Below are 24428 nucleotides of genomic sequence, written 5' to 3'. Positions count from 1 at the left end.
GGCGACGTCCCGACGAGCACGCTAGGCGGCGATGGAGGGGGTCCGGACGGTCTGCGGTGAACAGCAGACGTCCATTCGGTGCGACTCGGTGAATGGTCGGTGCACGACTCAGACGAGGTTCGGGATGAGGTGCACGGAGAGGTCCGCGGCGAACCACGCGAGGGCCAGGAACACCGGTGCGAACACCGTCCAGACGAGGGCCGGGCGCAGCCGTCGACGCAGCAGCAGCATGCCCACGAGGGCCACGAGCAGGCCACCGAGCGTCAGGGCGAGCAGCGGCAGCACCGACGTGTCGTTCGCCATCGCCAGCTCGGACTGACCGAGGGTGTTCACCCGCTGGCCGCCGGCCGGGAACGGCTTGGACTGCAGGGACGCGTCGACGTAGACCAGCTCGTCCGGTCGGAGCCCGCCGAGGCGGCCGTCGCCGGCCGCGGTGATGAGCGTGAGCCGACCCTGTCCCTGCGCCGGGGGCGCGGGCACGTCGTCGCCGGCACGCCGGACGCCCTCGATCCGGTAGGTGGAGCGCCCCTGCCCGGTCACGACGTCGAGCCGGGTGCCCACGGCCTCGTGCATCATCACGTGGAAGGGTCGTCCGAACGTCCGTGACCGTCCGTAGACGAGCGAGACGCCGGCCTGGCCGGGCAGGACGGTGTCGCGCCGGTGTCCGGGACCGTCGAGCAGGAGACCGGCCGACGTGCCCTCGACCACGACCTGGTCGATGTCGAGGGACGGCAGCGAGAAGAGCGCGACGGGGCGGCCGGGCGCGATGACCCCGCCCGTCGGCGCGGTGCCCGCGGCCAGGTCGGCGCGCAGCTCGTCGTAGAGCCGGTCCTGCGCGCGGGAGTAGGAGAGACCACCGAGCACGAGGGTCTGGAGCAGCACCCAGGCGACGAGCAGGGCCACGACCATGAGTCCGCTGCTCAGGACGAGGTCGCGCTCGGGGACGCGCGAGGTGTCGCGCGCGGCGGCGAGACCGCCCTTCAGGGCGCCACTCCCCCGGCGCTGCCCGGTGAGGCGACCGTTGAGGGGTGCGACGGTCATGAGTCCTCCTTCCCGGCCGCGCGGAGCCTGATCACCGGGCCGGCGATCGCGCAGCCGAGGAGCAGGAGGATCAGCGCGGGCAGGAACCAGGCGCCGAGGGCCGAGTGGACGCCCTGCGTGCTGCCGAGGCTCTTCAGCTCGGCGTCGACGGGCTGCTTGCCGCCCGCCGCCGCGGGGTCGTCTCCGGCTGCCGCGGCGTCGGACGGCACACCGTCGGTCCCTGGCGCCCCGGAGGCGGGGTCGGTGGCTCCGCCGCCGCCCGCGCCTCCCGAGCCGCCGGGCGTCGTGCCGGTCTGCGCCTCCACGTCCTGGGCCGCCTGCTGGGCCGACGCGAAGAGGGCGGCGGTGGTGCCCGTCCGGGTGATCGGCAGGTAGCCGTCGGGCAGGAAGCCGTTGCCCGACCCGCGACGCTGGCCCTCCGTGGTGGCGGTCCGGATGAACGACGCGACGGTGCGCGCCGTGCTGCGGTCCAGGCCCGAGGTCTTCGCCGCGGTGTAGACGACGAGCGTGCCGGGGTAGCCGTTCGCCTGGCGCACCGCACCGTCCTCGAGCGCGAACGGCTGCGTCCGCCCCGTCGGCCGGGCCGTCGAGATCGCCTTCGCGAGCGTCGCGTCGGTGGGTGCCACGAACTGCCGTCCACGGGTGGTGAACGGAGCCCGCGGGGACACGGCCGACGTCTGCAGCGCGGCGGTGTGCAGGCCGTACCGCTCGGCGTCGCCGAGCGTCGTCACACCGACCAGGAACCGTGCGCCGACGCCCTGGCGGTCGGCTCGGCCCAGCACGTACGGGAACTGGTCGGTACCGAGGCCGCTGCACTTGGTCTGCGAGTAGGGCCAGGCGTCCAGCAGCGCGTCGGCGATCTTCACGAAGGAGGTCACCGGAGCGGCCAGGCGCGTCAGGTAGGGCGTGTCGTTGTTCTGCTTCAGGCACTCCTGCTGGACGGTCGGGGTGAACGTGTCGAGCAGGGGCCACTCGTCGACCGGGAGCCGGATGCCCTGGTAGGCGGGGTTGATGCGCATGCCCCACGGGTCGGGACGACCCTCGACGAAGGCGTGCGCCTCCGGGTCGTCGTCGATGTAGGTCGAGATCGCCTTGATCACGTCCGAGGACTCCGAGAGCGACACCAGCACGGCCGCGGCCTCCTGCTCCCCCGTCGACAGACCGGGGTTCAGGGCCTGGAACTCGGGGTCGGCGTTCAGCGAGCCCGGGTTGTTCTCCAGTCCGGGGTGCTGGCGTCCGAGGCTCGAGCCGGGATAGCTCTGCGTGAGCAGCTTGGCGAGGAGCCGGGCGTTGAGGTTCAGCGTGCCGCGCTCACCGGCGTTCTTCGGCTCGTCGATGACGTAGGAGATCGCGAACCCGGTCACGGCCGTCGGCGCGTAGGCGGTCGGCGCCTCGCCCTCGACGGTCTTGCGGCTCGAGACGAAGGCGCCGGGGATCTCGTCCTGCTGCATCAGCTGGAACGAGGCGAGGTCGGGCAGGACGTTGTGCTGGAAGCGGAAGCGGTCCTTGCGCAGGCAGTAGGCAGGCGCCCACTGCACGGTGGCCTGCGACATCAGCTCCGAGCCGTAGAAGCCGACCGGCGGCCGGTCGTCGAGGACGGAGCAGACGTTCGGCGCGGGGCCGAAGGTGATCGGCACGCTGATCCGGTTGCGCCAGTTCGACGCGGTCCACCAGTAGCGGGGCGACACGCTCTCGTCGACGCCCTGGCCGTCGAAGTTGCTCGAGCCGGGCTCGAAGCGGCCCTGCTTGCGGCAGGCGGCGTTGAGCTGGCGCGAGTCCGACTGCAGGCAGCTGATGCCCATGACGGGGATGACGACGATGCTGCAGGCGGTCGTGTCGTTGCAGCCGAGCGACTCGTTCTCGATGCTCGAGCGCACCTCGAACTGGATGTCGCCCTTGCCGTCGACCGTCGTGAACGCGGCCTGCTCGGCGGGCGGGAACGACGCGTCGACGGCCGCCTCGGGAGGCAGCGTGTCGCTGGAGCAGGAGGCGAAGGTCTGGCCCTTGGCGGACACGAACGGCGTCACGTGCGTCGACGTGCCCGCCGCGGCGCCGCCGCAGCTCGCCGGGAGGCTCCGGACGCCGGACAGGGCGCTGCGCGCCGCGTCGTCGGCGTAGCGGTCCGAGCGCCAGATGGCGGCGGCGTCGGGCACCTGCAGCTGCGAGCGCTGCTGGACGGTCGAGGTCCAGCACGTCTCGGGGCGGACGCGCTGCGCCGCCGGCAGGCTGGCATCGTCACGGCCACGGCACTGGAGCACGACCACCGGGTACTCCTGGTCCATGCCGTTCTCGCCGAACGGGCTCGTGGAGCGACCGCCGCTCGGGCGTGCGCCGTCCCACGTCACGTGGACGCGCTCGCGCCCGCGCAGGTTGCGCGTGTGGTCGACCTGGACCGTCACGTCGCGGCGGTCCACCCGGACCTCGTCGCCGTTCTCGGTGAAGGTCCGCTCGACCGTCTTCGTCTGGCGGAACGCGCCGACGTCGTCACCCTGCGCCTGCACGCCGGCCGACGTCAGGAGGCCGGTGCCGACGGCGGCCACGGCGACGGTCGCGAGGACCTTGCGCCACCTCACGAGCGGGCTCCCGTCGTGCTGCGCGTGCGACGCCGTAGCGCCACGGCGACGACCCCCGGCGCCAGGATGATGGCCAGGAGCTCGACGGCCGCGAGCGTGCCGAAGATCCCGTCGTCGCCGGCTCGGCCTGCGGTCAGCTCGGTCTGCACCGCCACCGTCGCCGCGCCGCCGCCCGAGGACGCGGAGCCGACCGGGAGACCGGTCTCGGGGTCGATCGCCCCACCGGCGCCGGGCGCGTCGGGCGTGCCGCCTGCCGAGCCGTCACCTCCGGCAGCGCCGCCGGTGCCGCCCGAGCCGCTGCCGGCACCGCCGCCCTTCTTCGCCTGCTCCACCGACGTGGGCGCGGTGCCCGTGCCCGTGGTGCACGGGCCCTGGCCCTGCTGGTCGCAGCTCGCCGGCATGGGCGCGATCTGCGCGAGCTTGTTGGCCGACAGGTTGCCCGGCACGAACGTGGGGTTGTTGCACTTGGTGACCGAGCGGTCGTTGAGGTTGACCTTCGGGTCGGCCTTCCGCAGCTTGGACAGCTCGGTGAAGCCCGCCTGCACGAGGTTGAGCGGCAGCGGCGAGTACCCGTACTTGCCGGCCTTCGTCTGCCCCTCGCAGAGCGAGTAGAACATGAAGTCCGCCAGCGACTGCCGCTTGGACGTGGTCATGCGCTGGTCCTTCGCGCCGGTCGGCAGCAGCAGGTAGCTGTACGACGAGAGGGGGTAGGCCCGCTTGTCCTGCGCCGTGTAGACGCCGAGCAGGTCCTGCGTCAGGTCCTTGCGGATCCGCGCCTTCGTCAGGGCGACGGCCACGTTGTACTGCGTCGGCTCGACGTAGTAGCCCGACCGGTTCAGCACCTTCACGACCGGGAAGTTCTTGTTGACCGGGTAGGAGTACTCGACGTAGCCGATGGTCCCGTTGCCGGCCGCGTCGGCGATGGTGTTCATCACCTGGTCCGAGCCGTTCGCACCGGTCGCGTTGCCCTTGCGCGGGAAGTACGACGTCAGGCCTGCGCGGCCGAAGAACGGGCGCCAGTCGCTCGCGTGCTGCGAGTCGAGCCAGGCCGTGAACTGGGCGGTGGTGCCCGAGCCGTCCGAGCGCACGACTGGTCGGATCTTCAGCGACGGCAGCTTCGTACCGTTGTTGTCCTTGGCGATCGCGGGGTCGTTCCAGTTGGTGATCTTGTTCGTGAAGATCTTCGCGATGGTGTCGCCCGACAGGCGCAGGTTGCGGACCATCTTCCCGCCGACCCGGACCTGGTACGTGAAGGCCGTGCCGCCCGCGACGATCGGCACGTAGGAGAAGGGCCGGTTCTTCGGCGGCGGGTCGTCACCTCCCTGCGCACCGCTGCCCTGGTAGGGCACCTCGGTGATGCCGAAGTCGGTGGTGCCGGCCGCGAACGCCTTGCGTCCGGCCGACGAGCCGCGTCCGGTGTAGGTCACCTTGATGCCGTTCGCCGACACGTCGGTGATCCACTGGTTGACGATCACCTGGGACCAGGTGGAGCCCGACCCCTCGATCTGGGCGTAGGCAGCCTCCGCGGGGCGCGACGACGCGATCAGCACCGCGATCGCGAGCAGCACGACGCCGACGCCCGCGCGAGCGGGGCGGGCGAGAAGACTCTGGTTCACCGGGTTCCCTTCCTCGGTCGCGCCAGGAGGCGAGCGACCACGAACAACGTCAGCACGAGGCCCAGCAGCACGGAGGCGGCTGCGAAGGCGCGGGCGATCTCGAGCGGCTCGCCGGAGCGGACCGTCGAGTAGATGTAGAGCGGCAGCGAGTTCATGACGCCACCGGTCGGGTTGGTCACGAGGAACGTGGCCGAGCCCGACGTCAGCAGGACCGGCGACGTCTCACCGATGCCGCGCGCGACGCCGAGGATGACGGCGGTCGCCAGGCCGGGCCGCGCCGTCGGCAGCACGACGTGCCAGACGGTGCGCCAGCGGGAGGCGCCGAGCGCCAGGCTCGCCTCCCGCAGGCTGCCGGGCACGACCCGGAGCACGACGTCGGAGGCGCGGGCGATGATCGGCAGCATCATGACGGCGAGAGCGAGAGCAGCGGCCAGGCCCGAGCTCGGCAGCCCGAGCGTCACGATCGCGACGGTGTAGATGAACAGACCGGCGACGATCGACGGCAGGGCCGTCATGGCCTCGACGACGGTGCGCACGACCCGTGCGAGCCGGCCGCCGACCTCGGTCATGTAGATCGCGGTGCCGATGCCGAGCGGGATGGTGATGGCCACGGCGATGCCGACCTGGATCAGCGAGCCGACGATCGCGTGCAGGATGCCGCCCCGGGTGAACGGGTCGCGCGGACCGACGCCCTCCATGTCGTGGGTGAAGAAGTTGACGTGGAACAGCGCCTCGCGGCCGCGCAGGAAGATGAACAGCACGGTGCTCAGCAGCGCCAGGCCCAGCAGGACCACCGCGGCGTGCACCACGGCGCTCATGACCCGGTCGACGACCTCCGGGCCCGTCCCGACCACGGCCGTGAGCAGCCCGACGATCACCAGGCCCAGCACGAACGTCGTCAGCGTGAACGCGACCGCGCCGTCCCAGGGCAGCAGGCGGTCGGTCACGAGCCAGGCCAGCGCGACCGCGGCCAGCCAGGCGCCCAGCTGGACGAAGCGCTGCTCGGCCGTCGTCGAGCGCAGCAGGCGGCGCGGTCCGTCGACGTCGTTCTTGCGGACGGACGGCTCGGTGCGCACCGACGTCGTCCCCCGCGCCGCGGTGGCCGTGGCACCGGGCCGAGCTGCCTGCGGGGTCGCGGGCGGCACCGTGACGGCCGGGAGGTCCGTCGTGCGGGTGAGGTCGGGGTCGAGGGTGGGCGCGCTCATGCGTCGGCTCCTGCTCCGGACCGGCTGCGCGCGACGACCATCGCGGCGAGCGAGTTGATGACGAGGGTGATGACGAACAGCACGAAGCCCGCGGCGAGCAGCGCCGCTAGCTGCGTGTCGGCGGCCTCGCCGAAGCGACCGGCGATGAGGGCGGAGATGGTGTTGGTGCCGATCTCCAGCGGGCGCACCTTCAGGTCGAACGACGGGGAGATGATCAGCAGGACCGCGATCGTCTCGCCGAGCGCGCGGCCCAGCCCGAGCATGGTGCCGCCGATGATGCCGCCGCGGCCGAAGGGCAGCACCACGGTGCGCACGACGCCCCAGTGGGTCGCGCCGAGGGCGAAGGCGGCCTCCCGCTCGCCGGGAGGGGTCTGGGAGAACACCTGCCGCATCACGGCGGTCGCCATGGGGATGACCATCATCGCCACGGCGAGACCGGCCAGGAAGGCCGAGGCGGTGTAGGCCGAGCGGTCCCAGACGGCGGCGTCGGGATCGGTGTCGACCCGGAAGATCGGGATGAAGCCGAGGTGCTGGTGCAACCAGTGGGCGACGTCGGCGACGTACGGCTTCAGCAGGAAGAAGCCCCACAGCCCGTACACGAGGCTGGGCACCGCGGCCATGAGGTCGACCAGCGAGGTGAGCGGTGCCCGCAGGCCCGGGGGCGCGTACTCGGCGATGTAGAGCGCCGCGAGCAGAGACAGCGGGAACGCCACGACGAGGGCGACGGAGGCGACCGTGAAGGTGCCGATGAGCACCGAGCCGATGCCGAGCTTGTCCGACTCCGGCTCCCACTGCGTCTCGGTGAGGAACCCGAGCCCGTACCGCTGCATCGTCGGCACCGCCGACCACGCGAGGAACAGGCCGATCCCGCCGGTGATGACGAGCACCGTCACGGCGATGCTCCGCGTGGAGAGGACGAAGGTGCGGTCGGAGCCGCTGAGCTCCGTCGAGAGCGGTCGGGGCTCGTCGACGTCGACGCGCGCAGGCTCGCTGCGCAGGACGGTGGTCACGCCTGGTGCTCCTGGGGGTGGAGGACGGCGCGTCGGTGGACGGGCCTCGAGAACTCTGACAGCGCGCGACGGCGTCCGGAGCGTCTGCGGTGAACGGGTGATGAATGGTCGGCGAGCACTCGGGTGAGGCGCATCCGGGGCCCTGCCGGGGCGCTCGACGGGGCTCGTCAGGACGCTGGACAGGACACTGGGACGGCCGGCGTCCGGACTGCGCGAGGAGGAGGGCGTCGCTAGCGTGGGGTCATGAGTCTCGAACGTCCCGTCACCCCCGACCCCTATCCGCTGCTGCCGGCCGCGGCGTCGTTCTCGGTCACGAGCGACGACGTCACCGACGGCGCCCCGCTCAAGGACGACCAGGTCAACGCGCACGGCGACACCTCGCCGCAGCTGTCCTGGAGCGGCGCCCCCGAGGGCACGCGGTCCTACGTCGTCACCTGCTACGACCCCGACGCCCCGATCGTGTCCGGCTTCTGGCACTGGACGGTCGTCGACATCCCCGCCGACGTCACCTCGCTGGACGCCGGCGCCGGCGCGAGCGACGACACGCTGCCCGAGGGCGCCTTCCACGTCCGCAACGACGGTGGCAGCAAGAACTTCATGGGGGCCGCGCCGCCGGAGGGCGACCAGCCGCACCGCTACTTCTTCGTGGTCCACGCGGTGGGCGAGGAGAAGCTCGGGGTCGACGGCGACGTGAGCCCCGCCGTCGTCGGCTTCAACCTGGCGTTCAAGACGCTCGGTCGCGCGATCGTCCACGGCACCTACCAGCACTGACGCGTCGCGCCGTCGGCGACGACGGCGCTGACGCACGAGGGCCCCGGAGCTGCTGCTCCGGGGCCCTCGTCCGTGGGCTGGGGATCGCTCAGGCCGGCGGGGCCGGCGGCTCCTCGCCGTCGGTGGGCGTCGGCGGGGCGACCGGGTCTGCGGTGCCCCCGCCAGTCCCCACCCCGGGCTTCTCGGCGGCCTTGGCGGCCTCGAGCGCCGCCTCGACCGCGGCCTGCGTGCCGGCCGAGGACTCCCCCGTCTCGACGGGCTCGTCGAGGTCGACCCGGTTGCGGCTGCCGCCGCCGTCGACGGGGATCGTGCCGAGCTGGTTCCCGAGCGTGCCGAGGGCCTTGGTGAGCTCGGCCGGGATGATCCAGGTCGACGCGTTCTCGCCGCTGGCGATCTTCGGCAGCGTCTGCAGGTACTGGTAGGACAGCAGCTTCTGGTCCGGGTTGCCGTCGTGGATGGCCTGGAAGACCGTCTCGATGGCGCGGCCCTCGCCCTGCGCCGTCAGGATGGCCGCCTGCTTCTCGCCCTCGGCCGACAGGATCGCGGCCTGCTTCTCGCCCTCGGCGGTCAGGATGGCGGCCTGCTTCTGGCCCTCGGCGGTGAGGATGGCGCTCTGCCGGTCGCCCTCGGCGGTGAGGATCGCGGCGCGCTTGTCGCGCTCGGCGCGCATCTGCTTCTCCATCGCGTCGATGATCGACGGCGGCGGGTCGATGCCCTTGAGCTCGACCCGGTTGACGCGGATGCCCCACTTGCCGGTGGCCCCGTCGAGCTCGCCGCGCAGGCCGGAGTTGATCTGGTCGCGGCTCGTGAGCGCGTGCTCGAGGCTCATGCCACCGATGATGTTGCGCAGCGTCGTCATGGTGAGCTGCTCGATGGCCTGGATGTAGTGGGCGATCTCGTACGTCGCGGCCACGGGGTCGGTCACCTGGAAGTAGATGACCGTGTCGATGGAGACCGTGAGGTTGTCCTCGGTGATCACCGGCTGCGGCGGGAACGAGACGACCTGCTCGCGCAGGTCGATCATGTAGCGCACCTTGTCGATGAACGGGACGACGATGTTCAGGCCGGCCGAGAGGGTGGTGCGGTACTTGCCGAACCGCTCCACGATACCGGCGCGGGCCTGCGGGACGATCTTGATCGTCATCGTCACGACGACGACGGCGAGGATCGCCAGCAGGACCAGGAAGATGGTCAAGGCGGTCATGCTCAGGACTCCTTCGGGGTGATGACGGCGGTGGCGCCGTCGATGCGGGTCACGACGACCTCGGCTCCGGGCGCCACCTCGGCGTCGCCCTCGGTGCGGGCCGACCACACCTCGCTCGCGAGCGTGATGCGGCCGCCGAACGGGCCGACCGGCTCGAGCACGACGCCGGTCCGGCCGACGAGCGCGTCGTGGCCGGTGGTGAGCGTCGGTCCGGCGTGCAGGCGGGCGACCATGGGTGGTCGGGCGAAGAACAGCAGCCCGACGCCGACGACGCCGAACGCGAGCATCGCCACCCAGAAGGGCGCGCCCACGGCGCTCGCGACCGCCCCGGCCAGCGCGCCGATCGCGAACATGAGCAGCACGAGGTCGAGGCTCAGCAGCTCGGCGACCGCCAGCAGGACGGCGACGCCGACCCAGGTGACCCAGGCGTTCTCCGTCATCCACTCGATCATCGGTGGTCTCCTCTCGTGACGGCGCAGTCGCGCACACGCGTCGGGCGCGTCACGCTACCAGCCACGTGAGGCACGACGTCAGCGCAGCGCTCGTCGGCCGTACTGCGCGCGCCGGGCCGCGTAGCGACCGTCGACGTGGTCGAGCTCGAGCCGCATCCCGAACGTGGTGCCAAGATTCTCCGCGGTCAGGACCTCGGCGATCGGGCCCCGCGCGACGACGCCGCCGTCGCGCAGCAGGAGCACGTGCGTGAAGCCCGGCGGGATCTCCTCGACGTGGTGGGAGACCATCACGAGCACGGGCGCGCCAGGGGTCGAGGACAGCACGTCGAGGCTGGCCAGGAGGTCCTCGCGGGCACCGAGGTCGAGCCCGGCGCCCGGCTCGTCGAGCAGCAGCAGCTCGGGGTCGGTCATCAGCGCGCGGGCGATGAGCGACCGCTTGCGCTCGCCCTCCGAGAGCGTCCCGAAGGTGCGGTCGGCGAGGGCGGTGATGCCGAGCTCGCCCATGATCTGGCGGGCGCGCTGCACGTCGTCCTCGTCGTAGGTCTCGCGCCAGCGGCCGGTCACCGCGTGCGCGGCGGAGAGCACGACGTCCTCGACGCGCTCGACCGGCGGGATCCGGTCGGCGACGACGGTCGCGCTGTGGCCGATCCGGGTGCGCAGGTCGAACACGTCGGTGGCGCCGAGACGCTCGCCGAGGATCTCCGCGCTGCCCGACGTCGGGTGCAGGTGCGCGCCGACCACCTGGAGCAGGGTGCTCTTGCCGGCGCCGTTGGGGCCGAGCACGACCCAGCGCTCGTCGTCGTGCACGGTCCAGGAGACGTCGTCGAGCAGGCGCTTGCCGGGCCTGACCACGCTCACCGAGTCGAGCTGGAACGCGGTGGCCATGCGGGGTCTCCTGCTGCTGGTCGGACCGGACGACGGCGCGCTCGCACCGAGGCTGGCGCGCTGTGTCCAACCTATCGTGGCGTCCCGCGTCGCCGACGGGCGGTCGGGCGATAGCCTCGGTCCCGATGAGCGCCCACGTGCCGGCCGTGCACCTCACCTCGCCCACCCTGCTGCTGACCCTGACGGGACCCGACCGCAGCGGCGTCTCGACGAGGCTGTTCGCGTCGCTCGAGCCGTTCGAGGTCGAGGTCGTCGACGTCGAGCAGCTCGTCGTCCGCGGCCGTCTCGTGCTGAGCGTGCTCGTGTCGTTGCCGGACGACGTCGACGCCCTCGAGGCCGCGGTGCGCGCGACCGCGACCGAGCTGGGCATGGAGGTCGAGGTCGAGCACGGCGTCGGCGACAACCGCCCCCGCCGGGTGGGTCGCAGCCAGGTCACGCTGCTCGGCCACCCGCTGCGTCCCGCGGCGATGACCGCCCTGACCAGCCGCATCAAGGCCGCGGGCGGCAACATCGACCGGATCCTGCGCCTCGCCCGCTACCCCGTGACGGCGCTGCGGCTGGAGGTCTCCGGAGCCGACCCCGACGTCCTGCAGGTCGAGCTCGCGGCGGCCGCCTTCGAGCACGGCGTCGACGTGGCCGTCGAGGAGCGCGGCATCCTGCGCCACGCCCAGCGGCTCGTCGTGATGGACGTCGACTCGACGCTGATCCAGGGCGAGGTCATCGAGATGCTCGCGGAGCACGCCGGCTGCGCGGACGAGGTCGCGGCGGTCACGGAGTCGGCGATGCGGGGCGAGATCGACTTCGAGGAGTCCTTGCGCCAGCGCGTGGCCCGGCTCGAGGGCGTGCCGGCGTCGGCGCTCGACGACGTCTACGCGGCGCTGGAGTACACGCCCGGTGCTCGGACGATGGTGCGCAGCCTCAAACGGCTCGGCTACCGGTTCGCGCTCGTCAGTGGTGGCTTCACCCAGATCATCGAGCGCATCGCCGCCGACCTGGGCATCGACTACTGGGCGGCCAACGAGCTGGAGGTCGTCGACGGCCGGCTCACGGGCGGGGTCGTGGGTGCCGTGGTCGACCGGGCCGGCAAGGCGGAGGCGCTGCGGCGCTTCGCCGCCGAGGCGCGCATCGGGCTCAAGAACACGGTGGCGGTGGGCGACGGGGCCAACGACCTCGACATGCTGGCCGCTGCGGGGCTGGGCATCGCGTTCAACGCCAAGCCGATGGTGCGCGACCAGGCGCAGACGTCGGTCAACGTGCCGTACCTCGACTCGGTCATGTACCTCCTCGGCATCACGCGCGAGGAGGTCGAGGCCGCCGACGCGGCCGAGGAGGAGTGACCCGCCCCCGCGACATCGCGGCCCCGGAGAGTGACCAGCGGGTGACTACTCGTCGTCCTCGAGGCGGAAGCCGATCTTCATCGTCACCTGGTAGTGCGACACGTCGGTGTCGGTGATCGCGCCGCGGATGCCCTCGACCTCGAACCAGTCGAGGTGACGCAGGGTCTGGCCGGCGCGCTTGATGCCGTTCTCGATGGCCTGGGTGACACCCTCGGGAGAGGTGCCGACGATCTCGGTGACGCGGTAGGTGCGGTTGCTCATGACAGCATCATGCCGGTGTCCTGCTCCTCACGTCCCGGCGCCCGGCGGGTCCGCCCGACGCGACGTACGCTGGAGAGGTGAAGCACACACCGCCGAAGGGCTCGTCGACCGGCTCCGCTGGCAGCCGTGACGAGCAGGTCTACTCGATCACCTCGGCCAGCGAGGGGCACAGCGACGAGCTGGGGTCCCGCGAGCTCCGCTACGCCCTCAGCATGGGCGTGCGCACGCTCTGCTTCATCGGGGCCGTGATCGCCTGGAACCACGTCATGTGGCTCGCGATCGTGCTCCTGGTGGGCGCCGTGTTCCTGCCGTACACCTCGGTGATCCTGGCCAACGCCGGCGTCCGCACCAAGGGTGAGGGCACCGACATCATGAAGCCCGAGCCGTTCGGCCAGATCAGCGACGGTCCCGCCGAGGAGCGTCGTGCCGAGCGTGACTGACGAGCTGGTCTGCTCGGCCAAGGGCTGCACGGCGGCGGCCCTGCACCGCGTCGAGTGGAACAACCCCAAGATCCACACGCCGGACCGTCGCAAGACCTGGTTGGCGTGCGACGAGCACGAGCAGTCGCTGCGCCGCTTCCTCGACGCGCGCGGGTTCTACAAGGAGACGCTCCCGCTCGAGGGCTGACGGGCCGCTCAGCCGCCGATCGAGGACATCGGTCGCGACGGCTGCAGGAACGTGGGGTCGTCGATGCCGTGCCCGGCCGCCTTGCCCCACATCGCGTCGACCCACCGGCGGGCCAGCTCGTCGTCGTCGGCCCCGCCGCGCAGCGCAGCGCGCAGGTCGGACTCCTCGCGGGCGAACAGGCACGTGCGCACCTGGCCGTCGGCGGTCAGGCGGACGCGGTTGCAGTCGGCGCAGAACGGCCGTGTGACCGACCCGATGATCCCCACGGTGTGCGGGCCCCCGTCGACCTGGAACTTCTCGGCCGGGGCGCTCCCCCGCCCGTCGAGGGGCGTGAGGGTCACGTGCTCGGAGAGTCGCGCGAGGATCTCGTCGGCCGTGATCATGCGGCTGCGGTCCCAGCCGTGCTGAGCGTCGAGCGGCATCTGCTCGATGAAGCGCAGCTCGTAGCCTCGCTCCATGCACCAGCGCAGCAGCGCGGGGCCCTCGTCCTCGTTGAGCCCGCGCAGCAGCACCGCGTTGATCTTGACGGGCGTCAGCCCTGCGGCGGCGGCGGCCTCGAGGCCTGCCACGACGTCGTGGAAGCGGTCGCGCAACGTGATCCGGTGGAACGTCTCCGGGTCGGTGGTGTCGAGGCTGACGTTGACCCGGTCGAGGCCGGCGGCGGCGAGCGCGTGGGCCGTGCGGCTCAGCCCGAGGGCGTTCGTGGTGATGGCGGTGCGGGGCGACCCGGGCATCGCCTTGGTGGCCGCGACGATCGAGGCGAGCCCGCGACGCAGCAGCGGCTCGCCGCCGGTGAACCGGACGTCGACGACGCCGAGGCGGGTGACCGCGACGTGGATCAGCCGGACGACCTCGTCGTCGGTGAGCACCTCGGCCGTGGGCATCCAGTCGAGCCCCTCGGCCGGCATGCAGTACTGGCAGCGCAGGTTGCACCGGTCCGTCAACGAGACCCGCAGGTCGGTGGCCACACGTCCATGTCTGTCACCGAGCTGCATCCCCCCAGTCTAGGAGCGCGGACCCAACCTCGCCGGAGCGCGCTGGTGTCGGGCGGCTAGATTCGAGGGGTGCGGTTCCTGCTCAGTGCCCGGTGGATCGGGTTCTTCCTCGCCGTCGTGGCGCTCGCGGTCGTGTGCGTGCTCATGGGCGACTGGCAGTGGCACAAGCGCGAGGTCCGGCACGAGTCGAACGAGCGGGTCGAGCAGCACCTGGCCGCCGACCCCGTCCCCCTCGACCAGGTCGCACCGGTCGGCCTGAAGGTCACGAAGGACCTCGAGTGGACTCGGGTCGTCGCGCAGGGGCGCTACGACCCGACCTCCCAGGTGACGGTGAAGTTCAGCACCCGCGACGGTCGCCCCGGCGCCGAGGTGGTCACGCCGCTCCTCCTCGACGACGGCAGCGCCGTGCTGGTCGACCGCGGGTGGGTGCCCACGTCGAACACGGCGGCCGCCCCCAGCGACGTCCCCGCACCGCCGAGCGGGACCGTCACCGTGCAGGGCTGGCTGCGCCCCGACAGCGGCGCCGGCGCCGACGCGACGACGCCGGTGGAGGGGCAGGTCCGCTCGATCTCGAGCACCGGGCTGGCCGGCTCGCTCCCCTACGACGTGAGGTCCGGCTACCTCAACCTGCGCGAGCAGACCGGCGGCACCGGCGGGCTCGAGCTCGAGCCGAGGCCCGACCTCGGCGGCGGCCCACACTTCTTCTACGGGCTGCAGTGGTGGTTCTTCGCCGGGCTCGCGCTGGCCGGGTTCGTCTGGTTCGCGCGCATCGAGTGGCTCGAGCGCCGGCGCGGCGCGGGCGCCGCCTCCGAGGACGATCAGGCCAGGGAGACCAGCTCGGCGTAGCCGTCGTTCCACAGGTCCTCGTCGCCGTCGGGCAGCAGCAGCACGCGGTCGGGGTCGAGTGCGCGCACGGCGCCCTCGTCGTGGGACACGAGGACGATCGCGCCCTCGTACCGACGGATCGCGTCGAGCACCTCCTCGCGCGAGGCCGGGTCGAGGTTGTTGGTCGGCTCGTCGAGCAGCAGCACGTTCGCGCTCGAGACGATGAGCCCTGCCAGCGCGAGGCGCGTCCGCTCACCGCCCGAGAGCACCTTGGCCGGCTTCGCGGTGTCGTCGCCGGAGAACAGGAACGCGCCGAGGACGCTGCGCGCCTGGGTGTCGGTGAGCTCCGGCGCGGAGCGCTGCATGTTCTCGAGCACGGTGCGGTCCATGTCGAGCGTCTCGTGCTCCTGGGCGAAGTAGCCGATCTTCAGCCCGTGACCCGGCTGGATCTCGCCGGTGTCGGACTGCAGGGTGCCGGCGAGCATCCGCAGCAGGGTGGTCTTGCCCGCTCCGTTCAGACCGAGCACGACCACGCGGCTGCCCTTGTCGATCGCGAGGTCGACGCCCGCGAAGATCTCCAGCGCGCCGTAGGACTTGGAGAGTCCCTGGGCCATGAGCGGGGTCTTGCCGCACGGGGCCGGCTTCGGGAAGTCGATCTTGGCGACCTTGTCGGCCTGGCGGACGTCGTCGAGGCCGGACATCATCTGCTCGGCGCGCCGCAGCATCTGCTGCGCGGCGCTGGCCTTGCTGGCCTTCGCGCGCATCTTGTTGCCCTGCGCGACGAGTCGCTCGGCGGTCTTCGTCGTGATCTCGCGCTCGCGCTTGCGGCGCGCCTCGTCGGCCTCGCGCTGGCGCAGGTAGTGCTTCCAGCCGGTGTTGTAGATGTCGATGGTGGCGCGGTTGGCGTCGAGGTAGAAGACCTTGTTGACCGTCTCCTCGACCAGGTCGACGTCGTGGCTGATGATCACGAGACCACCGGAGAACGTCTTGAGGAAGCCGCGGAGCCAGGTGATCGAGTCGGCGTCGAGGTGGTTGGTCGGCTCGTCGAGCAGCATCGTGTCGGCGTCGCTGAACAGGATGCGGGCCAGCTCGATGCGGCGACGCTGGCCACCGGAGAGCGTCTGCAGCTGCTGGTCGAGCACGCGGTCGGGCAGGCCGAGCGCGTTCGAGATGGTCGCGGCCTCGGCCTCGGCGGCGTACCCGCCGCCGGCCGAGAACACGTCCTGGGCGCGGCCGTAGGCCTTCATCGCCCGCTCGGCGACGTCGGGGTCGGCCGAGCCCATGTCGAGCTCGGCCTTGCGCATCGTCGCGAGCGCGTCGTCGAGCCCGCGGGCGCCGAGGATCCGGTCGCGGGCGGTGATCGACAGGTCGCCGGACTTCGGGTCCTGCGGGAGGTAGCCGATCTTCCCGCTGAGCGTGATGCTGCCCTCGGCGGGCTGGCCGTCGCCGGACAGCATCCGCGTGAGCGTGGTCTTGCCGGCGCCGTTGCGGCCGACGAGGCCGATCTTGTCGCCCTTGTCGACGCGGAAGGAGACGTTCTGCATCAGGACGCGGGCGCCGAAGCGCAGCGTCACGTCGTTGACGGTGATCATGGGGGAGCTTTCGTGGTCAGGGGGTGTGCGAGAACGCCGGACGTGGTCCGGTCGTCACTCCCGCTGGTAGTAGCTCACCGGAGCAGTCTACGGGGCGACCGCCCGCTCCTCCGCATCCTCGCGAGGAGACGTGGGTCATGCCACCGCCTTCGACTCCTCGACCCTCCGACACAGCCGACCCCGACACCCGCGATGCGCGGGAGCCGGGGTCGGAGGTCGCGGCAGGACTCAGCCGACGTTGAACCCCAGGGCACGCAGCATCTCGCGGCCGTCGTCGGTGATCTTGTCCGGGCCCCACGGCGGCATCCAGACCCACTCGATCCGGAAGTCGTTGACGATCCCGTCGAGGGCGGCGCGGGTCTGGTCCTCGATGACGTCGGTCAGCGGGCAGGCCGCGGAGGTCAGGGTCATCGACAGGACCGTGTTGCTGTGGTCGTCGACGTCGACGCCGTAGACGAGGCCGAGGTCGACGACGTTGATGCCGAGCTCGGGGTCGACGACGTCCTTCATCGCCTCCCAGACGTCCTCGTCCTTCGTCGCCGTCGACACGGCGGACTCCTGCGGGGCGTTCAGGTCGACCTCAGGCAGGTCGGAGTGGTCAGGGGTGCTGGTGGGGTCGCTCATGCGTCCTCCTGGGTGCTGAGAGCCTGGCTGGTGGCGTCCTTGAACGCCATCCACGAGAGCAGCGCGCACTTCACGCGCGCCGGGAACTGGGCGACACCGGCGAACGCGATGCCGTCCTCGAGCACGTCCTCGTCGGGCTCGACCTCGCCCTTGCCCTGCATGAGGGCCTGGAAGGCGTCGAGCGTCGCGAAGGCGTCGTCGACGGGCTTGCCGACCACGAGGTCGTTGAGCACCGACGCCGACGCCTGGCTGATCGAGCAGCCGACGGCGTCGTACGAGACGTCGGAGACGGTGCCGGCGTCGAGGTGGACCCGCAGGGTCACCTCGTCGCCGCACGTCGGGTTGACGTGGTGCACCTCGGACTCGAACGGGTCACGCAGGCCCGAGCCGGTGCTTCTGCTTGTAGTGGTCGAGGATGATCTCCTGGTACAGCGCGTCCACCTGGGATGCGTCGGCCATGGTCACCGCCCTCCGAAGTACTGCTGGGTGTGCCGGATCGCGTCGACGAGCGCGTCGATCTCGGCCTCGGTCGTGTACAGGTAGAACGACGCGCGCGTGGTGGACTGCACACCGAACCGCTGGTGCGCCGGCTTGGCGCAGTGGTGCCCGGCGCGGACCGCCACGCCGCGGGAGTCGAGCAGCTGGGCGACGTCGTGCGGGTGCACGTCGTCGAGGGTGAAGCTGATCGCTCCCCCACGCTGCACGGCCTCCCTCGGTCCGACGACCGTCAGGCCGTCGACCTCCTGCATGCGCTCCAGCGCGTAGGCCGTGATCGCCTGCTCGTGCGCGGCCACGTTCTCCATGCCGAGCGCGGTCAGGTAGTCCACTGCGGCACCCAGCCCGACGGACTGGGCGATCGGCGGGGTGCCGGCCTCGAACCGGTGCGGCGGAGCAGCGAACGTCGAACGCTCCATCGTCACGGTCTCGATCATCTCGCCGCCACCCAGGAACGGAGGCAGCGAGGCGAGCAGGTCGTAGCGGCCCCAGAGGACGCCGATGCCCGTCGGGCCGACCATCTTGTGGCCGGTGAAGGCGACGAAGTCGGCGCCGAGGCTGCTGACGTCGACCGGGATCTGCGGCACGGCCTGCGACCCGTCGATGACGACCAGCGCGCCGACCTCGTGGGCCCGGGCGATGACCCGCTCGACCGGGTTGATCGTGCCGAGCATGTTCGAGACCCACGTCAGGGAGACGACCTTGGTGCGCTCGGTGACGAGCGTGTCGAGGTCGTCGAGGTCGAGACGCCCCTCGTCGGTCACGCCGAACCAGCGCAGCGTCGCGCCGGTGCGCTCCGTGAGCAGCTGCCACGGCACGATGTTGGAGTGGTGCTCCATCTCGGAGATGACGACCTCGTCGCCCTCCCCCACCGTGCCCGCGTCGCCCAGCACGCGCGCCACCAGGTTCAGCGCCTCGGACGCGTTCTTGGTGAACACGACCTCCTCACGCCGACCGGCGCCGATGAAGCCGGCCACCTTGGTGCGACCCAGCTCGAACGCCTCGCTCGCCTCGGCACCGAGCTGGTGCATCGCCCGGGCCACGTTCGCGTTGTGCTGCAGGTAGTGCTGCTCGATCGCCTCGACCACCTGGCGCGGCTTGTGGGACGTGTTGGCGCTGTCGAGGTACACCAGCGGGTGGTCGCCCGCCAGCGTGCGCTCGAGGATGGGGAAGTCCTTGCGGACCGCCTCGACGTCGTAGGAGGTCATGATCAGACCGCGGCCTTCACGTACTTGTCGTAGCCCTCCGCCTCGAGCTGGTCGGCCAGCTCGCGACCGCCGGACTCGGCCAGCCTGCCCGCGACGAACACGTGCACGAAGTCGGGCTTGATGTACTGCAGGATCCGCGTGTAGTGCGTGATCAGCAGGACGCCACGGTCACCCTGGTCGGTGTAGCGGGTTGACGCCCTCGGACACCACGCGCAGGGCGTCGATGTCGAGGCCGGAGTCGGTCTCGTCGAGCACGGCGAACTTGGGGTTCAGCAGCTCGAGCTGGGCGATCTCGTGACGCTTCTTCTCACCGCCGGAGAAGCCCTCGTTGACGCTGCGCTGCGCGAACGTCGGGTCGAGGGTGACGCGCTCGAGGGCGGCGTTGACGTCCTTGACCCAGGTGCGCAGCTTGGGGGCCTCGCCGTCGATGGCGGTCTTGGCGGTGCGCAGGAAGTTCGCGACGGACACGCCGGGGACCTCGACGGGGTACTGCATCGCGAGGAACAGGCCCGCGCGGGCGCGCTCGTCGACGCTGAGCTCGAGGATGTTCTCGCCGTCCAGCAGGACCTCGCCGTCGGTGACGGTGTACTTCGGGTGGCCGGCGATCGAGTACGCGAGCGTCGACTTGCCCGAGCCGTTCGGGCCCATGATGGCGTGGACCTCGCCGCTGTCGACCGTGAGGTCGACGCCGCGCAGGATCTCCTTCGCGCCGTCCTCGGTGTTGACCGAGACGTGCAGGTTCTTGATCTCGAGGGTGCTCATGTGGTTCAGCTCCTGGTGGGGGCGGACACGTCGACCAGGACGCGTCCGTCGGTGATGGTCGTGGGGTAGGTGGGGACGGCCTCGGTGGCCGGCAGGTTGAGGGGCTTGCCGGTGCGGGCGTCGAAGCGCGACCCGTGCAGCCAGCACTCGATCTCGCAGCCCTCCACCTCCCCCTCCGACAGCGGGATGGCGGCGTGCGAGCACTCGTCGCGGATCGCGTAGACCGCGTCGCCCTCGCGCACCAGCGCGACGTCGACGCCGTCGACGGTCACCGCGGTCGCGGTCCCCTCGACGAGGACGTCGAGGGGTGCCGCGAACTGGGGTCCGGACTCGGGCATCGCTCAGCCGACCTTGCTCAGGTCGGCACCGGCCAGCTCGGACTCGATCGCCTCCACGAGCCGCTCCTGCAGCTCGGGCACGCCGATGCGTCGGATGATGTCGTTGAAGAAGCCGTGCACGACGAGACGACGCGCCTCGGCCTCCTCGATGCCCCGGCTCTGCAGGTAGAACAGGTGGTTGTCGTCGAAGCGGCCGGTGGTGCTGGCGTGACCGGCACCGGCGATGTCGCCGGTCTCGATCTCCAGGTTCGGCACGGAGTCGGCCTTGGCGCCGTCGGTGAGCACGAGGTTGTCGTTCTGCTCGAACGTCTCGATGCCCTCGGCCACCTTGCGGATGAGCACGTTGCCGACCCAGACGGTGTGCGCGTCCTGGCCCTGCAGCGCGCCCTTGTACTCGACGTTGCTCTTGGTGCGCGGCGCCGTGTGGTCGACGAACTGGCGGTGCTCGATGTGCTGGCCGGCGTCGGCGAAGTAGACGCCGAGGAGCTCGGCACTGCCGCCGGGCCCCGCGTAGTCGACGTTCACGTTGGTGCGCACGAGGTCGCCGCCGAGGCTGACCTCGAACGCGCGGACCGACGCGTCGCGACCGACGCGCACGTTGTACTGGCCGGCGTGCACGGCGTCGTCGGCCCAGTCGTTGACCGTGACGAGGTCGAGCGAGGCGCCGTCGCCGACGACGACCTGGGTGAACGCGTCGTACGTCGCGCTGCCCGCGTGGTCGACGACCACCGTGGCCTTCGCGTGCGTGCCGACGCGGACCACGACGTGGCCCCAGACGGTCGAGTCGACGGAGTCACCCGTGAGCGTGAGGCGCACGGGCTCCGTGAGCTCGGTGTCGGCGGGCACGTCGAGCAGCACCGCTCCCCCGGCGTTGGCGACGGCGAGCGCGCCGAGCCGGTCGAAGGGGGCGTTGACGGCCAGGGCCTGCGCCTCGGCCGTGCTGATCTCGGTGAGCGTGACGCCCTCGGGGAGCTGCTGCTCCCACGTCAGGTGCGCGTCGGAGGGGGTGCCGTCGAGCAGGCCACGCAGCCGCTTCAGCGGCGTGAAGCGCCAGATCTCCTCCAGGCCCGTGGGCACCGGGTGCGCCGCGACGTCGTAGGACGGCTCGGGGTGCAGGTGGGACTCGACGTGGTCGAGCTCCAGGGCCTGACCGATGTTCTCGACCGTGCGGTCGGTGTCGACGAGGGTCATCAGCCGACGGCTCCTTCCATCTGCAGCTCGATGAGGCGGTTCAGCTCGAGCGCGTACTCCATCGGGAGCTCGCGCGCGATGGGCTCGACGAACCCGCGGACGATCATCGCCATGGCCTCGTCCTCCTCCATGCCGCGCTGCATGAAGTAGAAGAGCTGGTCGTCGCTCACCTTGGAGACCGTGGCCTCGTGGCCGAGGGTCACGTCGTCCTCGCGGACGTCGACGTACGGGTACGTGTCGGACCGGCTGACCTGGTCGACGAGCAGCGCGTCGCACTTGACCGTGCTGGCCGAGCCGTACGCGCCCTCCATGACCTGCAGCAGGCCGCGGTAGGAGGTGCGACCGCCACCGCGGGCCACCGACTTGCTCAGGATCGAGCTCGACGTGTGGGGAGCCGCGTGCACCATCTTGGCGCCGGCGTCCTGGTGCTGGCCCTCGCCCGCGAAGGCGATCGACAGCGTCTCGCCGCGGGCGTGCTCGCCCATCAGGTAGACGGCCGGGTACTTCATGGTGACCTTCGAGCCGATGTTGCCGTCGACCCACTCCATGGTCGCGCCGGCCTCGCACGTCGCGCGCTTGGTGACCAGGTTGTACACGTTGTTCGACCAGTTCTGGATCGTCGTGTACCGGACGCGGGCGTTCTTCTTGACGATGATCTCGACGACCGCGGAGTGCAGCGAGTCGCTGGAGTAGATCGGCGCCGTGCAGCCCTCGACGTAGTGGACGTAGGAGTCCTCGTCGGCGATGATCAGCGTCCGCTCGAACTGGCCCATGTTCTCGGTGTTGATGCGGAAGTAGGCCTGGAGCGGGATGTCGACGTGGACACCCTTGGGCACGTAGATGAACGAGCCGCCGGACCACACCGCCGTGTTCAGTGCGGAGAACTTGTTGTCACCGACGGGGATGACGGTGCCGAAGTACTCCTCGAAGATCTCCGGGTGCTCCTTGAGCGCCGTGTCGGTGTCGAGGAAGAGGACGCCCTTCTCCTCGAGGTCCTCACGGATCGAGTGGTAGACGACCTCGGACTCGTACTGCGCGGCGACGCCGGCGACGAGCCGCTGCTTCTCGGCCTCGGGGATGCCGAGGCGGTCGTAGGTGTTCTTGATGTCCTCGGGCAGGTCCTCCCACGAGGCGGCCTGCTTCTCCGAGGAGCGCACGAAGTACTTGATGTTGTCGAAGTCGATGTCCTCGAGCCCCGCGCCCCACGTGGGCAGCGGCTTGCGGTCGAAGAGCCGCAGACCCTTCAGGCGCAGGTCGAGCATCCACTGCGGCTCGCTCTTCTTCGCGGAGATGTCGCGCACGATCTCCTCGTTGAGGCCGCGCTGGGCGTTGGCACCCGCGTCGTTCGCGTCGGACCAGCCGAACTCGTAGCGGCCGACGTCCTTGAGCCCGGGGTTGAGCTCTTCGATCGAGTTGGTCGTCATGACGACACCCTCTCTGTGGTGGGACCTGTGGCTTGGGTCGTGGGATGGGGCAGGTGGGTCGTGCACACGCCGTCGCCGTGGGCGATCGTCGCGAGGCGCTGGACGTGGGAGCCGAGCAGGTCGGCGAACATCGCCGTCTCGGCCTCGCACAGCTGGGGGAACTCGGCCGCCACGTGCGCGACCGGGCAGTGGTGCTGGCAGATCTGCGCACCGGCCGGGGTCGTCCCGGCCGACGCGGCGAACCCGTCGGCGCTCAGCGCGTCGGCGAGCACCCGAGGACGCTCCTCGACGGGCGCGGCCTCGACGAGCGGGCGGTACTTCTCGGTGAGGGCGCGCAGACGTCGGGCCGCGAACGCGGCGACCGCCTCGTCGCCCGCGGTCTCCGACAGGAAGCGGAGTGCGTCGGCGGCGAGGTCGTCGTAGGAGTGCGCGAAGGTGTCGCGGCCGGCGTCGGTGATGACGAAGACCTTGGCGGGACGGCCTCGACCCCGACGCGCCGTCGAGCGCGGCTGGCGCTGGGCGAGGACGCCGTCGGCCAACAGCTGCTCGAGGTGACGTCGCACGGCGGCGGGCGTGAGGCCCAGCCGCTGGGCGAGGTCGGCGGCGGTCGACGGACCGTGCTCCAGGATCGACGTCGCCACGCGCTCGCGCGTGGGGGCGTCGTCGACGGTGGTCGACTCGATCTCCTCGGCGCGCATGTATTTCACAACACCAGTGTGCCGTTATTGATTCCGGCCGTTCAAAGAAGGCAACCCTCACCCGCGTTCGGCACGCTCGCCCCGGACGGGTCGCGGTCCTAGGGTGCTGTCATGGCAGCGAAGTCACCGGCGGTCGTCGTCGACGCGGACGGACGCGAGGTGAGGGTCTCCAGCGCCGACCGGGTGATCTACCCGGCGTCCGAGCACGGACCGGAGGTCACCAAGCTCGAGGTCGTCGAGTACTACGTCGCGGTCGGCGACGGCATCGTCCGCGCCCTGCGCGACCGCCCGACCGCGCTGGAGCGGTGGCCCAAGGGCGTGCAGCCCGGCATGACGCTCACGGCCCGTGAGGCCACCCACGGACGTGGTCCGCAGGGCGACGCGTTCTACCAGAAGCGGGTCATGCGCGGCATGCCCGACTGGGCGCGGTCGGTGCGTGTGCACTTCCCCACCGGACGCACCGCCGAGGAGCTCTGCCCCGACCACGTCGCCGTCGCGGCGTGGGCCGCGCAGATGGGCACCATCACCTTCCACCCCGGCCCGGCTCGGCGAGCGGACCTGGACCGGCCCGACGAGCTGCGGATCGACCTCGACCCGCACGGCGACACCGGGTTCGTCGACGCCGTCCGGGAGGCCGGCACCGTGAGGGAGCTCCTCGGCGACCTCGGCCTGCGCGGCCACGTGAAGACCAGCGGCAAGAACGGCGTGCACGTGTACGTGCGGGTCGAGCCACGATGGACCTTCACCGACGTCCGGCACGCCGCCATCGGCCTCGGCCGTGAGCTCGAACGACGCAGCGACCGCGTGACCACCGCCTGGTGGAAGGAGGAGCGTGGCGACCGGATCTTCGTCGACGTCAACCAGAACGCCCGCGACCGCACCATCGCGTCGGCCTACAGCCTCCGCCCGAAGCAGGGAGCGCCCGCGTCGTTCCCCCTGCGGTGGGACGAGCTCACCGACATCGACGACCCGATGGCCTTCACGCTGCGCACGATCCCCGGCCTCCTCGCGGAGCGCGGCGGCGACGCCTGGGCCGACATCGACGACGAGCCCCAGTCGCTCGAGCCGCTGCTCGACCTCTGGCGCGCGGACCTCGAGCGCGGCCTCGGCGACCTGCCCTATCCCCCGGAGTACCCCAAGATGCCCGGCGAGCCGAAGCGCGTGCAGCCCAGCAAGGACACGCGCAACAAGCAGGGCTGAGGTCCGGGCGCGCTGCGACGGTGGACGATCCACCGCCCGACGCCAGCTCCCCTCGAGCGTTGAGCTCTCCACCGTCTGGGCACTGACGAGGTGG

General features: G+C 71.3%; 23 protein-coding genes and 2 pseudogenes. 6 read left to right on the top strand and 19 right to left on the bottom strand.

The genetic code is table 11. The features are described from left to right. Positions 1-108: 108 nt before the first annotated feature. The 5 genes from QE370_RS13370 to pstC are packed head-to-tail and all read right to left on the bottom strand — an operon-like array spanning position 109 to position 7445. Positions 109-1041, bottom strand: a complete 933-nt coding sequence (locus tag QE370_RS13370) for a sortase domain-bontaining protein (RefSeq protein ID WP_309634639.1) — start codon at positions 1039-1041, stop codon at positions 109-111. Continuing rightward, positions 1038-3614 (bottom strand): hypothetical protein, encoded by a 2577-nt coding sequence (locus QE370_RS13365; protein ID WP_309634638.1) that lies wholly within the window; start codon positions 3612-3614, stop codon positions 1038-1040. The genes QE370_RS13370 and QE370_RS13365 overlap by 4 nt, the downstream gene beginning before the upstream one ends. After that, positions 3611-5230, bottom strand: coding sequence for a substrate-binding domain-containing protein (locus tag QE370_RS13360; protein ID WP_309634637.1), 1620 nt, complete (start codon positions 5228-5230; stop codon positions 3611-3613). The genes QE370_RS13365 and QE370_RS13360 overlap by 4 nt, the downstream gene beginning before the upstream one ends. After that, positions 5227-6435, bottom strand: coding sequence for a phosphate ABC transporter permease PstA (pstA, locus tag QE370_RS13355; protein WP_253027256.1), 1209 nt, complete (start codon positions 6433-6435; stop codon positions 5227-5229). Before pstA ends, QE370_RS13360 begins: the two co-directional genes overlap by 4 nt. Next, a complete protein-coding gene (gene pstC / locus QE370_RS13350) occupies positions 6432-7445 on the bottom strand; it encodes a phosphate ABC transporter permease subunit PstC (protein WP_253027255.1) in 1014 nt (337 codons plus the stop codon). The genes pstA and pstC overlap by 4 nt, the downstream gene beginning before the upstream one ends. A gap of 243 nt (positions 7446-7688) precedes the next feature. Here pstC and QE370_RS13345 point away from each other — a divergent pair, with 243 nt between their 5' ends. Further along, positions 7689-8216, top strand: coding sequence for a YbhB/YbcL family Raf kinase inhibitor-like protein (locus tag QE370_RS13345; protein WP_309634636.1), 528 nt, complete (start codon positions 7689-7691; stop codon positions 8214-8216). 88 nt (positions 8217-8304) lie between these two features. Here the strand turns inward: QE370_RS13345 and QE370_RS13340 are convergent, their stop codons facing one another. The 3 genes from QE370_RS13340 to QE370_RS13330 all read right to left on the bottom strand — a co-directional run bounded on the left by QE370_RS13340 (position 8305) and on the right by QE370_RS13330 (position 10757). Beyond that, positions 8305-9420 carry an SPFH domain-containing protein gene (locus tag QE370_RS13340; protein WP_309634635.1) on the bottom strand — a complete coding sequence of 372 codons (1116 nt, stop codon included), beginning with the start codon at positions 9418-9420 and terminating at the stop codon, positions 8305-8307. Positions 9421-9422: 2 nt separating this feature from the next. Beyond that, positions 9423-9872: an NfeD family protein gene (locus QE370_RS13335; protein ID WP_253022106.1), complete on the bottom strand. Its 450-nt coding sequence runs from the start codon at positions 9870-9872 to the stop codon at positions 9423-9425. A 78-nt stretch (positions 9873-9950) separates the two neighbouring features. After that, positions 9951-10757, bottom strand: coding sequence for an ABC transporter ATP-binding protein (locus tag QE370_RS13330; RefSeq protein ID WP_253022104.1), 807 nt, complete (start codon positions 10755-10757; stop codon positions 9951-9953). A gap of 125 nt (positions 10758-10882) precedes the next feature. Here QE370_RS13330 and serB point away from each other — a divergent pair, with 125 nt between their 5' ends. Next, on the top strand, positions 10883-12094 hold the full coding sequence (gene serB / locus QE370_RS13325; RefSeq protein WP_253022102.1) for a phosphoserine phosphatase SerB: 1212 nt from the start codon (positions 10883-10885) through the stop codon (positions 12092-12094). Between the two features lie 45 nt (positions 12095-12139). Here the strand turns inward: serB and QE370_RS13320 are convergent, their stop codons facing one another. Next, on the bottom strand, positions 12140-12355 hold the full coding sequence (locus QE370_RS13320; protein WP_253022100.1) for a dodecin: 216 nt from the start codon (positions 12353-12355) through the stop codon (positions 12140-12142). A gap of 77 nt (positions 12356-12432) precedes the next feature. Between QE370_RS13320 and QE370_RS13315 the strand changes: the two genes are divergently transcribed. Beyond that, positions 12433-12795, top strand: coding sequence for a DUF3099 domain-containing protein (locus tag QE370_RS13315; protein ID WP_253022098.1), 363 nt, complete (start codon positions 12433-12435; stop codon positions 12793-12795). After that, complete coding sequence (locus QE370_RS13310; protein WP_253022096.1) at positions 12788-12982, top strand: acetone carboxylase; 195 nt, start codon at positions 12788-12790, stop codon at positions 12980-12982. Before QE370_RS13315 ends, QE370_RS13310 begins: the two co-directional genes overlap by 8 nt. An 8-nt stretch (positions 12983-12990) precedes the next feature. On the opposite strand, the gene moaA is transcribed toward QE370_RS13310, so the two are convergent. Next, positions 12991-13977 carry a GTP 3',8-cyclase MoaA gene (moaA, locus tag QE370_RS13305; RefSeq protein ID WP_309634634.1) on the bottom strand — a complete coding sequence of 329 codons (987 nt, stop codon included), beginning with the start codon at positions 13975-13977 and terminating at the stop codon, positions 12991-12993. Between the two features lie 69 nt (positions 13978-14046). On the opposite strand from moaA, the gene QE370_RS13300 reads away from it, so the two are divergent. Beyond that, positions 14047-14823 (top strand): SURF1 family protein, encoded by a 777-nt coding sequence (locus QE370_RS13300; RefSeq protein ID WP_309634633.1) that lies wholly within the window; start codon positions 14047-14049, stop codon positions 14821-14823. Here the strand turns inward: QE370_RS13300 and QE370_RS13295 are convergent. From QE370_RS13295 to QE370_RS13255, 9 genes and pseudogenes are all read right to left on the bottom strand, one after another. Continuing rightward, complete coding sequence (locus QE370_RS13295; RefSeq protein WP_309634632.1) at positions 14796-16394, bottom strand: ABC-F family ATP-binding cassette domain-containing protein; 1599 nt, start codon at positions 16392-16394, stop codon at positions 14796-14798. The two genes, QE370_RS13300 and QE370_RS13295, sit on opposite strands and share 28 nt — an antisense overlap. 228 nt (positions 16395-16622) lie before the next feature. Then, the gene (locus tag QE370_RS13290; RefSeq protein ID WP_256474858.1) at positions 16623-17018 is read right to left on the bottom strand and encodes a metal-sulfur cluster assembly factor; all 396 of its coding nucleotides are present in this window, start codon (positions 17016-17018) and stop codon (positions 16623-16625) included. Beyond that, positions 17015-17477 (bottom strand): annotated as a pseudogene (gene sufU, locus QE370_RS13285) (Fe-S cluster assembly sulfur transfer protein SufU). Before sufU ends, QE370_RS13290 begins: the two are co-directional and overlap by 4 nt. 2 nt (positions 17478-17479) lie before the next feature. Further along, entirely contained in the window at positions 17480-18721 is a 1242-nt protein-coding gene (locus QE370_RS13280) for a cysteine desulfurase (protein ID WP_309634631.1), read from the bottom strand. A 2-nt stretch (positions 18722-18723) separates the two neighbouring features. Continuing rightward, positions 18724-19483, bottom strand: a pseudogene (sufC, locus tag QE370_RS13275) (Fe-S cluster assembly ATPase SufC). Positions 19484-19488: 5 nt separating this feature from the next. Further along, positions 19489-19821 carry a non-heme iron oxygenase ferredoxin subunit gene (locus tag QE370_RS13270; RefSeq protein ID WP_253022086.1) on the bottom strand — a complete coding sequence of 111 codons (333 nt, stop codon included), beginning with the start codon at positions 19819-19821 and terminating at the stop codon, positions 19489-19491. 3 nt (positions 19822-19824) lie between these two features. After that, positions 19825-21012, bottom strand: coding sequence for a Fe-S cluster assembly protein SufD (gene sufD / locus QE370_RS13265; protein WP_309634630.1), 1188 nt, complete (start codon positions 21010-21012; stop codon positions 19825-19827). Further along, the gene (gene sufB, locus QE370_RS13260) at positions 21012-22436 is read right to left on the bottom strand and encodes a Fe-S cluster assembly protein SufB (RefSeq protein WP_067857641.1); all 1425 of its coding nucleotides are present in this window, start codon (positions 22434-22436) and stop codon (positions 21012-21014) included. The genes sufD and sufB overlap by 1 nt, the downstream gene beginning before the upstream one ends. Continuing rightward, positions 22433-23134, bottom strand: coding sequence for a metalloregulator ArsR/SmtB family transcription factor (locus QE370_RS13255; RefSeq protein WP_309635265.1), 702 nt, complete (start codon positions 23132-23134; stop codon positions 22433-22435). Before QE370_RS13255 ends, sufB begins: the two co-directional genes overlap by 4 nt. A gap of 111 nt (positions 23135-23245) precedes the next feature. On the opposite strand from QE370_RS13255, the gene QE370_RS13250 reads away from it, so the two are divergent. Then, positions 23246-24334, top strand: coding sequence for a DNA primase small subunit domain-containing protein (locus QE370_RS13250; protein WP_309634629.1), 1089 nt, complete (start codon positions 23246-23248; stop codon positions 24332-24334). The last annotated feature ends 94 nt before the right edge of the window (positions 24335-24428 follow it).

The organism is Aeromicrobium sp. SORGH_AS_0981, from assembly GCF_031453195.1.
Lineage (GTDB): Bacteria > Actinomycetota > Actinomycetes > Propionibacteriales > Nocardioidaceae > Aeromicrobium.
This window is presented reverse-complemented; position numbering and strand designations above follow the sequence as displayed.